This window comes from Pseudomonas sp. S35, from assembly GCF_009866765.1.
GTDB lineage: Bacteria > Pseudomonadota > Gammaproteobacteria > Pseudomonadales > Pseudomonadaceae > Aquipseudomonas.
Map to the genome: position 1 here is coordinate 2,431,801 of NZ_CP019431.1, position 13,105 is coordinate 2,444,905.

Consider the following 13,105-nt stretch of genomic DNA (forward strand, 5'->3'; position numbering starts at 1 on the left):
TCACGCGGGTAGCCGATACCGAGCGCGTGGCGCTGGCAGCAGGGCAAACCTGAGTGTGGGTGAGTTGCAACATGGTGTATCTCCAAATGATGGGGGGAGCTTACTAGAGGCACACGGGGAGATTCAATCAGTAATTTCTATTGCGTGAGGGGACTTACGGCTATGGGGGGCGTGCCGATATGCTGATCACACGTTGATACTTATTGCTTGGACGCGACCATGACTGATCTGACCATTGCTGCTGCTCAATCCATTTCCATTGCAGGCGATGTGCCGGCCAACATCCAACGGCACTTGGCATTCATGCACGCGGCGGTGCAGCACGGTGTGCAGTTGCTGGTGTTCCCAGAGTTGTCCTTGACGGGCTATGAACCTTCGCTGGCGGCTACTTTGGCGATTGCCCCCGACGATGCGTTGTTGGCGCCGCTGCGGGAAATGGCGCAGTCGCTGCGACTGACAGCTGTAGTGGGCGCGCCGCTCCGATTGGCGCCAGGGGCCGGCGTAGTCATTGGCGCGCTGGTGCTCGGGGCGGACGGCTCCCTGGCGGTCTACACCAAGCAGCATTTGCATGACGGCGAGGAAGCTGCGTTCGTCGCGGGGCAGGGCGGTGCGGCCCTTGAACTTGAGGGTGAGCGAATTGCACTGGCGGTGTGTGCAGACTTTTCCCACGCCAGTCATTCGCGCGCTGCGGTGCAAGCGGGCGCAACGGTTTACGCCGCCGGCGTGTTGATCAGTGAGGGCGGTTACGCCACGGACAGCGCGATGCTTCAAGGCTTGGCCGCTGAACATGGGCTGCTGGTGTTAATGGCTAATCATGGTGGCCCATCCGGTGGCTGGGCTTGTGCCGGCCGCAGTGCAATCTGGGCCTCTGACGGCCGTTTGCTTGCGGCTGTACCAGGCGTAGGCGATGCGCTGGTGGTTGCCCATCGGGATGACGGCGTGTGGGCCGGCCAAGTGGTAGCCCTCTAAATGGCCTTTCACTTGCGTGCAGCGACGGACCAGGACCTGCCGTTTGCGCGGGCGCTGACCTATGAGGCCATGCAGCGTTACTACGTGCAGTACGGGTTGTGGTGGTCCAACGATGGCTTCGACACCGCCTGGGCAGGTAGGCAGAACTGGCTGATTTGCCGTGACGACAGTGTGTTGGGTTTCATCAGCCTGAGTCGTGACAGCCGGGCGCTGTATATCCGCGAGTTGCATCTGCTCGAAGCGTGCCGAGGGCTTGGCGCAGGGGGTTGGGTGTTGGAGGAGATGGCGCTCAAGGCGCAGGCGCTGGGTCTTTTGCGCTTGACTGTGTTCAAGGCGAATCCGGCCAGGCGGCTCTATCAGCGTATGGGGCTCAGTATCGTGGGTGAGGAGGATTGTTTCTGGCGTATGGAACGGATCTGCCGCTCGAGCTAAACCATGCGTGTAATCCTAATAAGCGCATACTGTGCTCAGGAGCTGACTTCCTGCTCGTTGTTTTGGCCATCAGTCTCAGGAAGGATGATCCCCTCTTTCATGCCCAAAAGGACCGCTACCTTATGGGCCTCTCCACGCCGTCCCTTTTTGCGCCCAGCGAGCACTTGATAGGTGGTTGCCGGATCAACGCCATGTTCACGGGCGAACGCTTGAACTGACTTTCCTTGATGTTCCAGCCAGGCCTTGGCTTGTGCAGCAGTGCGGATTCCGGGCATAGTTCAAAACCGTTCAAGTTTGTTTAACTAAGAGATGAGTGTGTCACCTCTTGGGGTGTGCCAAATAGGATCATACATCCAAATGAGTGGAATCGGTTCGCGTTTGAGGCAAGAAAGAGAGCGACTTGGTCTGTCGCAAAAAGTATTTGGTGAAATAGGCGGCGTTGAAGCCAACGCACAAGGTAAATACGAAAGCGGGGGGCGTGCGCCCAAAGCCGACTATTTGTCCCGTGTCGCCGAAAAAGGAGTGGATGTGCTGTTCGTGCTGACCGGTACGGCCACGCCGATTCAACTGGAAAATCTGAGCCAGCTCGAAGAGAAGGTCCTCGGGGATTACCGCGCGATGTTCAAGGAAGACCAGGATGCGATTCGCCGCCTGACGTCGACCTTGGCCGAACATTCCGTTTCTCAGAATGGAAAAGCCAAGGCGCAACCCAGGGATTCCTGACTCGTCATCCAGCAAATTGAGCCGTCCGCCTTCCGGCGGGTGGCTGCTGCTCATCCAAACTCTATATATATGACGCTTGCAGCTAGGTCTGCGCCTTGGTTTTTTGCTAAGGTGTTCAGCAACCTATAAGACCATTTCGCGAGGTGTCTGCTTGATTAGGGTGCTAGTAGTCGATGACCATGATCTCGTTCGTACAGGCATTACACGAATGCTGGCTGACATCGATGGCCTGCAAGTAGTCGGCCAGGCCGAGTCGGGAGAGGAATCCCTGATCAAGGCTCGGGAGCTGAAACCCGATGTGGTGCTGATGGACGTGAAGATGCCTGGAATCGGCGGTCTTGGTGCCACCACCAAATTGCTGCGCAGCCATCCGGACATCAAAGTCGTGGTGGTGACCGTATGTGAAGAAGACCCGTTTCCGACCCGTCTCTTACAGGCAGGCGCTGCGGGGTATCTGACCAAGGGCGCGGGCCTGGCCGAAATGGTGCAAGCCATTCGCCTGGTGTTTGCCGGTCAGCGCTACATCAGCCCGCAAATTGCACAGCAGTTGGCAATCAAATCCTTCCAGCCCAGCAGCGACTCGCCGTTCGATGCGCTGTCTGAGCGGGAGATCCAGATCGCCTTGATGATCGTCGGCTGCCAGAAAGTCCAAACTATCTCTGACAAGCTCTGCCTGTCACCCAAGACCGTGAACACCTACCGTTATCGCATTTTCGAGAAGCTCGCCATCAGCAGTGATGTTGAATTGACCCTGCTCGCAGTGCGCCACGGCATGGTGGACGCCAGCGCCTGACATGACCACACCGTTTGATCCGAGTGCCTTTCTCTCAACCTGCAGTGGCCGCCCCGGCGTGTACCGCATGTTCGACAGCGAGGCTCGCCTGCTTTACGTCGGCAAAGCCAAGAACCTGAAGAACCGCCTGGCGAGCTACTTTCGCAAGAGCGGCCTCGCGCCGAAAACCGCCGCATTGGTGGCGCGCATCGCCCAGGTCGAAACCACCATCACCGCCAATGAAACCGAGGCGCTGCTGCTTGAGCAGACGCTGATCAAGGAGTGGCGGCCGCCCTACAACATCCTGCTGCGTGATGATAAATCCTACCCCTACGTGTTTTTATCCGACGGTAACTTCCCACGCCTGAGCATTCACCGTGGGGCGAAGAAGGCGAAGGGCAAGTATTTTGGGCCTTATCCCAGCGCTGGCGCGATCCGGGAAAGCCTGAGCCTTCTGCAAAAAACCTTTTTTGTGCGTCAGTGCGAAGACAGCTTCTACAAGAACCGCACTCGGCCGTGCCTGCAATACCAGATCAAACGTTGCAAGGCGCCCTGCGTGGGGCTGGTGGAGCCGGCGGAGTACGCCGAGGATGTACGCCATTCGGTGATGTTCCTCGAAGGACGCAGCAACGCGCTCACCGACGAGCTCTCCACGGCCATGGAACAGGCTGCCAGCACCCTGGATTTTGAGCGGGCCGCAGAGCTGCGCGACCAGATCTCCCTGCTGCGCCGGGTCCAGGACCAGCAAAGCATGGAAGGCGGCACCGGCGACGTCGACGTGATCGCCGCGTTCGTCAACCCCGGCGGCGCGTGTGTGCACTTGATCAGCGTGCGCGGTGGGCGTGTGTTGGGCAGTAAGAACTTTTTCCCGCAGACCGGTATCGACGAGGAGGTGGCCGAAGTCATGGCCGCCTTCCTGGGCCAGTATTACGTGAGCAGCCCTGAGCGCGACTTGCCATCGGAGCTGATCGTCAACGTGGTGCACGAAGACTTTCCTACGTTGATTGAAGCGATCCACGAACTGCGCGGCCGCGAACTGGACATCAGCCACCGCGTACGCGGCACCCGCGCGCGCTGGCAGCAATTGGCAGTGACCAATGCCGAGCAAGCCCTGAGCGCGCGCCTGGCCAACCGACAGCATGTGGCCGCACGCTTCGATGCCCTGGCCGAAGTCCTCAACCTGGACGAGCCGCCACAGCGCCTGGAGTGCTACGACATCAGCCACTCCAGTGGTGAAGCCACCGTGGCCTCCTGCGTGGTGTTCGGGCCGGAAGGGCCGATCAAGTCCGACTACCGACGCTACAACATCGAAGGCGTGACCGCCGGGGATGACTACGCCGCCATGCACCAGGCCCTCACACGCCGCTTCAGCAAGTTGAAGGACGGCGAGGGCAAGTTGCCGGATATCCTCCTGGTCGACGGCGGCAAGGGCCAATTGTCTATGGCCCGTGACGTGCTCAACGAACTGGCCGTGCCGGACCTGATCCTGCTCGGCGTCGCCAAGGGCGCTACGCGCAAGGCCGGTTTCGAGACGTTGTACTTGAATGATGCCGCCCATGAGTTCACTTTGAAGGGCGATTCGCCCGCGCTGCATTTGATTCAACAGATTCGCGACGAAGCCCACCGTTTCGCCATTACCGGCCACCGCGCGCGCCGTGGCAAAACCCGGCGAACCTCAACCCTGGAAGGGGTGGCAGGGGTCGGCCCGACGCGACGTCGCGACTTGCTTAAACATTTTGGTGGCTTGCAGGAGCTGTCCCGTGCCAGCATTGACGAGATAGCCAAAGCACCCGGTATCAGTAAAAAGCTCGCTGAGCTGATTTATGCCAATCTGCACAGCGAATAGAATGCCTTTCCACCTCGTAGCCAGTTGTGCCGATGAATATCCCTAATCTGATCACCGTTCTACGCGTCTTGCTCATCCCGATTTTTATTTTGCTGTTCTATTTGCCGTACGAATGGAGCTACCTGGCCTCCAGCTCAGTGTTCGCCTTCGCGGCCGCCACCGACTGGCTCGACGGCTACCTGGCCCGTCGCCTGGAACAGAGCACGCCGTTCGGCGCGTTCCTCGACCCTGTGGCCGACAAGCTCATGGTGGCCGTCGCCCTGGTCCTGTTGGTACAGGAACATGGCAACCTGTGGCTGACCCTGCCGGCTGCGGTGATCATCGGCCGCGAGATCGTCGTCTCGGCCCTGCGCGAATGGATGGCCGAAATCGGCGCCCGTGCCCACGTAGCCGTGTCCAACATGGGCAAATGGAAAACCGCTGCGCAAATGCTCGCACTGGTCATCCTGCTGGCCAACCCGTCGGACTTCACCTTCTGGGTCCTGCTGGGCTACGCCTTGCTGCTCATCGCTGCTGGCTTGACCTTATGGTCCATGCTCCAATATCTACGCGCTGCCTGGCCGCATCTGCGTACCGAGGTTGAAAAGAAATAAAACTTTTTTGAATCAAGAGGTTGACGGGTGCTCAGGATTCTATAGAATGCGCATCACCAAGCGGGAATAGCTCAGTTGGTAGAGCACGACCTTGCCAAGGTCGGGGTCGCGAGTTCGAGTCTCGTTTCCCGCTCCAAATATTGCGCTACAGAGTTTCACTGAATTCTGTAAGTGATTGAAATCAGGGCCTTTAGGCCCTTTTTTCGTTCCAGCGGGAACCACTAAAATCCAGCTCCATCCAGTGCTTTTAAGTCCCGATTTAAGTCCCGAATGAGGATCTTGGATTTGGATGTGCACTGAATCGGTTTTTTGCTGGAGCAGCTTGGATAGCGAGACGAGCATCTGGCCCTGACTCTGTTCAGGAGCTCGCGATGGCACTCTCAGATACCACCGTTCGGCAAGCCCGAATCACCGGCAATGACTACACGATAGGCGACACGGATGGGCTCGCGCTCAACGTGACCGCGCGCGGCGGGAAAATCTGGCGTTTCAGATATTACTGGGCGGGTGTGCAGAAGCGCATGTCTCTCGGCAGTTATCCGCAAATCAGTCTCAAAGAAGCCCGTACTCGACGTGACGAGGCGCGCGCCTTGGTCGCCCAAGGCATCAATCCCTATGAGCACCGTAAACAACTGCGTCGTGCTGTTCGTTTTGCGGCAGAGCATACCTTCGAGGCCGTGTTCAATCAGTGGGTGGAATTTCGCAAACTGAGCCTGAAGGAAGGCCGCCAGAGCACGCTCTCGCAAATCTTGAGAATCTTCAATAAAGACGTCCTGCCCACGCTGGGTGGGCGGTCCATCTACGATATCAATCGTCACGATCTGTTGGATTTGCTGAGCAGGATTGAGCAGCGCAAGGCCTTAACGACCGCCGAAAAATGCCGGACCTGGTTCAACCAGTTGTTCCGCTATGCGCTGGTGAAGATCGAGGGGCTGGAACACAACCCAGCTTCAGACCTTGATGTGGTCGCACTTCCAAAACCTCCCGTGACGCACAATCCATTTCTCCGAATGGATGAGCTTCCGGCATTGATGGCTGCTCTTCGAAACTACGGTGGCGCCAACCAAACTCGGCTTGGCCTTCGGTTGTTGTTGCTGACCGGTGTCCGCACGGGCGAATTGCGCTTGGCGACACCCGACCAGTTCGATCTGGAGAAGCGCTTGTGGGTCATACCGGCGGAAGTGGTGAAACAACTCCAGCTAGCGATGCGGAAGCCTGGTAAGCAGACTCAAAATGTACCACCTTATATAGTGCCGCTGTCAGTTCAGGCGCTGGAGATCGTGCGTCACTTGCTGGACCAGGTTGTCCCCGCACAGCGCTACTTGTTTGCGCATCGAAGCGACCTGAGCAAGCGTATCAGTGAGAACACGCTGAATGGCGCGTTACGTCGCATGGGGTACGCCGATCAACTTACCGGGCATGGTATGAGGGCGACGATCTCGACGGCGTTGAACGAGATCGGATACCCGAAGGTTTGGGTGGATGCTCAGCTTTCTCATGCCGATCCGGACAAGGTGAGTGCGGCCTACAATCACGCGGAATATGTCGAACAGCGCCGGACCATGATGCAGGATTGGGCGAACCGTCTGGATCTGTGGGGGCAGGGCCAGCTGAAAGCGGCAAGCTCTCCGCTTACCATCCGTTTGGAAGGGGCCCCTTCGTTGCCGTCGCTTGAAAACGCGAGCGCGAATTCCATTCAGTTCAACGTCACCTCTCCAATGACAACCGTCTCGGCGTCCAAGGCGTCGATTAACAACGAGCCGGCTCTTGTCGCGTCGCACCAGTCGCCTGTCGTACCTCTTTCGGTGCCGACTGAAAAACCGCACCAATCTCACGTGTCTGACATCCAGCGCGAACGTGCCGAGATGCTAGCCACCTATGAAGCTTTGAATAATTTGCCGCTGCTTGTCTTCGCCAAACTGGCAGGCAAATCCAGAGATCAGATCAACCGCGATATCAAGGCTCGGCGCCTGCTGTCGCTGAGCCTGGGGAATCGCGGTCAGCGCATTCCCGATTGGCAGCTTGATCCATTGCGGCACAAGTTGGTACTTGCTGCATTAGAGCGGTTTCCGGATGTCGATGCGTGGCGGCTTTATCGGACGGTCTGTGAGCCTCATGAGCGATTTAAGGGTCGTTCGCCAATCGATGCGCTCACTCTGGAGAATTTCGACGTGACTGTGCGAATCGTTTGCAGTGCGCTGGGTTCAAGCTGAGGTGCTGTTTTCGTGCTGTGATAACGGATGTCGCTTCTTGCTTGGGTCCATCTAGCTCGGGCTGCCCTAAATGCGTGGACTTCACGCGTTGCCTGAGGTGCGGCGGAGATGGTCGGCAAGAGGCGTCTTTTACGCAGGAATACATCCTTTTGGCATCTTGCTCCCGCCCTCTCTTGTCAGCTCTTCATCCCGAAGGAACTTGACGCACACGGGTTCAGGATCATGTTCGTCAAGATTTTCGATTCGTCCGCTCGGCATAAAAACGGCCTTTGCAATCAGCGCTTGTGAAGTGCTGTTGGAGGCATTGGTTGAAATAAACAGCTTGGGTGTTTTGCTCATGGCTTCGGCTGCAGACCGTAGACGTCACACCCAGACGCTGATGAGCCGGTGACACGATCATCAGCGCCACAAAAGCGTGGTTGAAGAAGTCGTGAGTGAGTACCAGATAGCCTACGCAATGTCCGGCATCGATTGCTATCAGGCACTGCTGACGAAAGACGGCTTCATAGATAAAGACGTGACGAGTGCAGAGGGAAGTTGCGTAGGTATCCAGTTCGATCAATATGCGTGAACATCGTCGGGCATCGCCTGGCGGATAATCCAGCGGGTGCTTGAGGGAAGGTTATCGATGCGCAGCACTGGAGTTATCCTCCTGAAATTACCCGGTGCGAGATTGCGTCAGCAAATGTCGAAAAAACAAAGCCTATGATGAAGTGCAATCGATGATGGTCCAGCCCGTCTTGCGAATGAGGTCGAGTTCTCTATCTTTCAGGGCATCCTTTCGCAGGGCAAGACAGTAGGTTTTCTTGCTCGATGCCAACGGTCTTTAGCTGCTCCATAAGCTCACGGTACGCCGTCTTGATCGTGTCCAGCTCTATTTCTAACGCGTCTCGATCTGCTTTTAACGTCAAGTAAGTACTAATGCTAATTTTTTGGTTATCCGCTGAAACCCCGCCGAATAAAAATGCTGGCCGTTGATCTGGGTAATAATGAAACATCCACCATTTAAGGTCTATGTGCCTCACGGTAAGAAGTCTACGGTCGAGGAGGTTGTCTGAAGTAGTTGGCGACCCGAAAATACCGTAGGGAAGCTCATGATTAAGGATGGCATCGAAGATTTTTTCGGTGTTAGCTGGAAGACATGGCCATTGGGGGAAAGTCAGTGAAAGTAACTCCGGGTGGTTCCATTCTGCTTCGAGAATCTGGCTTTCATAGGGCATCAGATTACACCAGCGTATAGCCGCCTCTATAGGGCGATAGAATAATTTTGTAAAGGGGTTTAAATCATCATTGCTATAGTTTACGTGCATGGCGGTTCCTCCTGTGTAGAAGGACAGCCCCTCCAGTAAATGAACAATGCCTATATGGCTTGCGCTTCCTTTCGAAGTCGTCCCTTTCATTTCTAGAAATGCACTAAAATATCAGTCGATAATTTATATGTTTATACAAAGATTTTTTACGGTTCCAAATCGAGGGTACATGTTGAGTTCGTTTTCTCGGAGTCGGGCTTGGCACTAAAATGATTGGGTGGCACAGCGATTCACTTAGTAATCTTGGACGCCGACATTATCGCTAGGTTGTTTGGAGCAACCCTGCACTGCGTGGTAATTGAAGTATCCTGACCGCGCAGATGACCGTTGCTCGTAAGGAAATCTTCGACCCGGTGCTGGCGATCATTCCCTATGACAATGAAGAGCAGGTCATCGAAATTGCCAACGACACCGTCTAAGGCCTGGCGGCCTATTAGCAGTCAAGTGGTACCCAGCATGCCCGCGCAGTGGCGGGGCGCATGCGTGCCGGTTCGGCTGAACTATGCGAGCGGGGATATCTTTGCGACCTTCGGTGGTTACAAGCAGTCTGGCAATGGCGGCTAGTGCGCGGCTTGGGGGGGGGGCACGACTTCCTCGAGATCAAGGGCGTGGTAGGCTGGGGCAACTGACATCCGCAGCTCGCTGTTCAAGAACGAATGAGCCCAGGCGTACGAATGGTTCCCCTTGATAGGCCTGGCCTGTCTTTACCATTCAGGTATCGGCAATCTATTCACTGCTCCCCTCGATTGGCTGTCCATAGAACTCGACAGCGTGGCTTGGAGTTGCTACTTCTTTTGTTCTTGATACAGCTTAAAAACAAGTCCAGAATCAAGTCCATTCCTGTTTTAGGAATGACGGAAACCCTTTAGATTTCAATGAGTCGGACGCCAGATACGAGTCTCGTTTCAGAGGTCGAGGGGGCAGTGCTGGTCGTGGGGTCGGCGGTGCCCCATCCCTATGACTTGCACCTGGGTTACTACTCGGTCCATACGAGCGAACAGGCGCTGATCAAAGGCGAACAGCGCATCCGCGAGCTTGAGCGCCAATTGTCGGACGCGGGGGACCGGCGTTCACCCTCCGGGACGGTGCCGATATTTGGTTAGAGCCATGCAAGCGTAGCCATCCACCGAGTACCTATCGGTGGCTGCGATAACGGCGACCAATCTGTGTATTGACCCTTCAAGGTTCCTGCTTCCCGGCCGATATATGCCTTAGCGTTGCGAGCAGTCTCCCTCGACGTACGCCCATGCTCCAGACAGCCTCACCAAAAATAATTAAAGAGGGTAGCCATGACCATTTTACAGCGGGTGATCGGGGGCTTTGCGGTGCTTGTGCTGTTGCTGCTGGCCATGGCCGGAATCAGTTATCAAAGCACCCATTCCATCAGTGAGCGCCTGGGCATTATCACCGGCCAGTCGGCACCGTTGAGTCGCGCGGCCAGTGAGCTCTATGTGCATATCCTGCGCGCCAATCAGGCGTTGCTGGCCATACTGATCAGCAACGATCTCAAGCAGATCGACGCCGGCAAGCAAGCGTTCACCGATAGCCTCGACCAGTTCAATCGGTTACTCGACAGCACCGCGGTGTACGTCGTCGACCGGGACGAGTTGAAGGCCAGTCTCGCTCAACAGCGCCAGTGGGTGAACGCCTATGCCGAACAGGCGCAAACCCTGATGGCCTCGCACCGTGAGCATGTGCAGCAACTCGCGCTGACGCGTGTGCTGCAAGGCTACAGCAGTAGCCAGGCTTCGCAGTTGACGGGTTATTTGCGTGACGAGATTGCCCGCGCCCGCAGTGCCGGCGATAACCAACAGGTCGCGGCAGCTGAAAAGCTGCTGTTGGAAGTCAACAAATCCTATGACGGCCTGGCGGCGCATGCTGCCACGCCCGCCATCGAGACCCTGCAACGGGTGCTGAACCTGCAGGACGAAGTCATCAGCACACGCCTTCAGGCGTTGTTGGCCGTCGACCCACGAGGTGGACGGATTGCCGCCGTGATGGTCAATCGCCTGCTCACGGACCTGACCGGAGCCGACGGTGTGTTCCATGCCTACCAGGCAGAGGCAACACTGGGTGCCCAGGTCATGCAGCAACGCAATGCGGTGGAAGCCGCGCTGCAATCGACCCTTGGCAAGATTGGCGAGTTTGGCAGCCAATCCCTTGAGGTCGCCAATCAAGCCAGGGACGCTGCCAACGCCACCATTGGCACCAGCCGCAGCCTGTTGTTGATCGCCTGTGTACTGGCAGTGCTGGCCGCGGTGCTGATCGGGCTCTGGGTGGCGTTCAGCCTGCGCCGGCCGCTGGCTGCGTTCCGCGAGGTGCTCAAACAACTGACGGCGGGGGACATGCGCGTCAGTTTCGACGTCTCGCGCAAGGATGAGTTTGGAGAACTGGGCGGTTACCTGAACGAGCTGACCATTGCCCTGCGCACAACCTTCCGTGAGCTGATCAGCTCCGCCGACGCCCTGGCGACCACGGCGGACAACAATGCCTTGAACAGCGAGCAGACTACCCGTGTGGTGGATGAACAAAAGGACCGGTTGCATTCGGCGGCCTCGGCCATGACTGAAATGGAAAGCACCGTCGAAGAGGTCGCGCGGCGCGCCCAGGACACCCGCAAGGCGGTGGACGACACCAGTGACCTCACAAACGAGGTGCAGGAGCGTGTGGCCGAGACCATCGTCAATATTCGCCGTCAGGCCGAGCAGGTGAACAAAGCCACAGCAGTCACCGACGAGTTGCAGAAGTACGGCCACACGATCGAGGGCATTGTGGTTGCCATTCGTACCATCGCCGAACAGACCAACTTGCTGGCGCTCAATGCCGCCATCGAAGCGGCGCGCGCGGGCGAGCAGGGCCGAGGGTTTGCCGTGGTCGCCGATGAGGTGCGCTCCCTGGCGAGTCGCACCCAGACCTCAACCAGCGAAATCCAGGACATGATCGGGCGAATGCAGGAAACGATTCACTCCGTTGTCCAGGTGATGAACGAAAGTCAGCTGCAATCGAGCCATTGCGTGAACCTGGCCTCCGGTGCCGGGGAATTGCTGCACTCGATGAGTGAGGCGGTGGGCACGATTCGCGACATGAATATTCAGATCGCTGCCGCCACCGAGGAGCAGAGCGCTACGGTGGCGCAGACCAGCCGCATGGTCATCCAGATCAATGACTCCGCACAGCAGACCGCGCAAGGCGCCGAACAATCGGCCAGCAGCAGCCAGCGCTTGTCGAGCATGGCCAAAGTGCAGCGTGAATTGCTTCATCAATTCAGCGTTTGATCCTCGGGAGCTAGAAAATGAACGCATGGTTGAGATGTTTCCTGGGGGCGGCGTTGCTGGCCAGTGGGCAGGCCCAGGCGGCCACGCCGCTGGTGGGCGTGGCGATGGCCAAGTACGACGATAATTTCCAGGCCTTGCTGCGCAATGGCGTGCAGCAAAAGTCGGCGGCGATGGATATCGATATCTTTATGGAGAATGGGCAGGACAATGCTGAATTGCAGATGCGCCAGTTCCGCAACCTGATCCACTCCAAAGTCGATGCGATTATCGTGGCCGTGGTCGATGGCAAGAGCACGGCTCAGATGATGCGCCTGGCGAGTGAAGCGAATATTCCACTGGTGTTCGTCAACCGTAACCCATCGCCTGAAAAGCTCACCGCACGCGCGGCGTTTGTCGGTTCCAACGAACTGGAGTCAGGCACGATGCAGATGGAAGAGTTGGCGCGCCGTGCCGGCTACAAGGGCAACGTGGTGATTCTGGTCGGCGACCCCGCCAATGCGTCTTCCCTGATGCGCACCGAGGACGTCGAGAAAGTCGTCGCCAAATACCCGGACATGAAAGTCGTGCAGAAAAAAGTCGCCAACTGGGAGCGCAGCCAGGCCGCCACGGTGGTCATGGACTGGGTGAAGCAGGGCGTCGATTTCTCGATTGTCGCCGCCAATAACGATGAGATGGCAATCGGCGCGATCATGGGCCTGGAGAAGGCCGGCAAACAGGCCAAGGATTACTGGGTCGGCGGCATCGACGGTACGTCGGATGGGCTCAAGCTCATGGCGGATGGGAAAATGGCGGTCAGTGTGTTCCAGGATGCCGTGGGTCAAGCGAGCGGGGCGGTTGAGGCGGCTGTTCATCTGGCCCGTGGCGATGGGTTGGAGGCGCCGATTATCTGGGTGCCGTTCCAGCTGATTACCCCGGAGAATCGCCAGCAGTTCGAGTGACTGGCAATGTGAATCTGCTCAAGGGGCGGGCTCG

Annotated in this window: 13 protein-coding genes, 1 tRNA gene and 1 pseudogene; 12 read left to right on the top strand and 3 right to left on the bottom strand. The window is 57.4% G+C overall.

From position 1 onward, the window contains the following. Positions 1 to 219: 219 nt before the first annotated feature. Positions 220 to 969 (top strand): carbon-nitrogen hydrolase family protein, encoded by a 750-nt coding sequence (locus PspS35_RS11085; RefSeq protein WP_159934369.1) that lies wholly within the window; start codon positions 220 to 222, stop codon positions 967 to 969. Continuing rightward, entirely contained in the window at positions 970 to 1,401 is a 432-nt protein-coding gene (locus PspS35_RS11090) for a GNAT family N-acetyltransferase (protein WP_159934371.1), read from the top strand. Between the two features lie 35 nt (positions 1,402 to 1,436). On the opposite strand, the gene PspS35_RS11095 is transcribed toward PspS35_RS11090, so the two are convergent. Beyond that, positions 1,437 to 1,676 carry a DNA-binding protein gene (locus PspS35_RS11095; RefSeq protein WP_159934373.1) on the bottom strand — a complete coding sequence of 80 codons (240 nt, stop codon included), beginning with the start codon at positions 1,674 to 1,676 and terminating at the stop codon, positions 1,437 to 1,439. Positions 1,677 to 1,758: 82 nt separating this feature from the next. Between PspS35_RS11095 and PspS35_RS11100 the strand changes: the two genes are divergently transcribed. The 6 genes from PspS35_RS11100 (at position 1,759) to PspS35_RS11125 (ending at position 7,548) form a co-directional block, all read left to right on the top strand. After that, positions 1,759 to 2,124: a helix-turn-helix transcriptional regulator gene (locus PspS35_RS11100; RefSeq protein WP_159934375.1), complete on the top strand. Its 366-nt coding sequence runs from the start codon at positions 1,759 to 1,761 to the stop codon at positions 2,122 to 2,124. Positions 2,125 to 2,275: 151 nt separating this feature from the next. Next, positions 2,276 to 2,917 carry a UvrY/SirA/GacA family response regulator transcription factor gene (gene uvrY, locus PspS35_RS11105; RefSeq protein ID WP_159934377.1) on the top strand — a complete coding sequence of 214 codons (642 nt, stop codon included), beginning with the start codon at positions 2,276 to 2,278 and terminating at the stop codon, positions 2,915 to 2,917. Position 2,918: 1 nt separating this feature from the next. Beyond that, entirely contained in the window at positions 2,919 to 4,742 is a 1,824-nt protein-coding gene (gene uvrC, locus PspS35_RS11110; protein ID WP_159934379.1) for an excinuclease ABC subunit UvrC, read from the top strand. Between the two features lie 32 nt (positions 4,743 to 4,774). Continuing rightward, positions 4,775 to 5,335: a CDP-diacylglycerol--glycerol-3-phosphate 3-phosphatidyltransferase gene (pgsA, locus tag PspS35_RS11115; RefSeq protein WP_099585065.1), complete on the top strand. Its 561-nt coding sequence runs from the start codon at positions 4,775 to 4,777 to the stop codon at positions 5,333 to 5,335. Positions 5,336 to 5,395: 60 nt separating this feature from the next. Further along, positions 5,396 to 5,471: transfer RNA gene (locus PspS35_RS11120), tRNA-Gly, on the top strand. A gap of 235 nt (positions 5,472 to 5,706) precedes the next feature. After that, on the top strand, positions 5,707 to 7,548 hold the full coding sequence (locus tag PspS35_RS11125) for an integrase arm-type DNA-binding domain-containing protein (protein WP_159934381.1): 1,842 nt from the start codon (positions 5,707 to 5,709) through the stop codon (positions 7,546 to 7,548). A 129-nt stretch (positions 7,549 to 7,677) separates the two neighbouring features. On the opposite strand, the pseudogene PspS35_RS11130 reads toward PspS35_RS11125, so the two are convergent. Together PspS35_RS11130 and PspS35_RS11135 are read right to left on the bottom strand one after the other, a co-directional pair. Beyond that, positions 7,678 to 8,133, bottom strand: a pseudogene (locus PspS35_RS11130) (GNAT family N-acetyltransferase). 176 nt (positions 8,134 to 8,309) lie between these two features. Beyond that, entirely contained in the window at positions 8,310 to 8,858 is a 549-nt protein-coding gene (locus PspS35_RS11135) for a hypothetical protein (protein WP_159934383.1), read from the bottom strand. A 320-nt stretch (positions 8,859 to 9,178) separates the two neighbouring features. Here PspS35_RS11135 and PspS35_RS30275 point away from each other — a divergent pair, with 320 nt between their 5' ends. The 4 genes from PspS35_RS30275 to PspS35_RS11155 all read left to right on the top strand — a co-directional run bounded on the left by PspS35_RS30275 (position 9,179) and on the right by PspS35_RS11155 (position 13,071). Continuing rightward, positions 9,179 to 9,277 (top strand): aldehyde dehydrogenase family protein, encoded by a 99-nt coding sequence (locus PspS35_RS30275; RefSeq protein WP_238786032.1) that lies wholly within the window; start codon positions 9,179 to 9,181, stop codon positions 9,275 to 9,277. A 504-nt stretch (positions 9,278 to 9,781) separates the two neighbouring features. Then, a complete protein-coding gene (locus PspS35_RS11145; RefSeq protein WP_178123089.1) occupies positions 9,782 to 9,961 on the top strand; it encodes a hypothetical protein in 180 nt (59 codons plus the stop codon). Between the two features lie 186 nt (positions 9,962 to 10,147). After that, complete coding sequence (locus tag PspS35_RS11150; protein WP_159934385.1) at positions 10,148 to 12,133, top strand: methyl-accepting chemotaxis protein; 1,986 nt, start codon at positions 10,148 to 10,150, stop codon at positions 12,131 to 12,133. Between the two features lie 17 nt (positions 12,134 to 12,150). Further along, positions 12,151 to 13,071: a substrate-binding domain-containing protein gene (locus PspS35_RS11155; RefSeq protein WP_159934387.1), complete on the top strand. Its 921-nt coding sequence runs from the start codon at positions 12,151 to 12,153 to the stop codon at positions 13,069 to 13,071. The last annotated feature ends 34 nt before the right edge of the window (positions 13,072 to 13,105 follow it).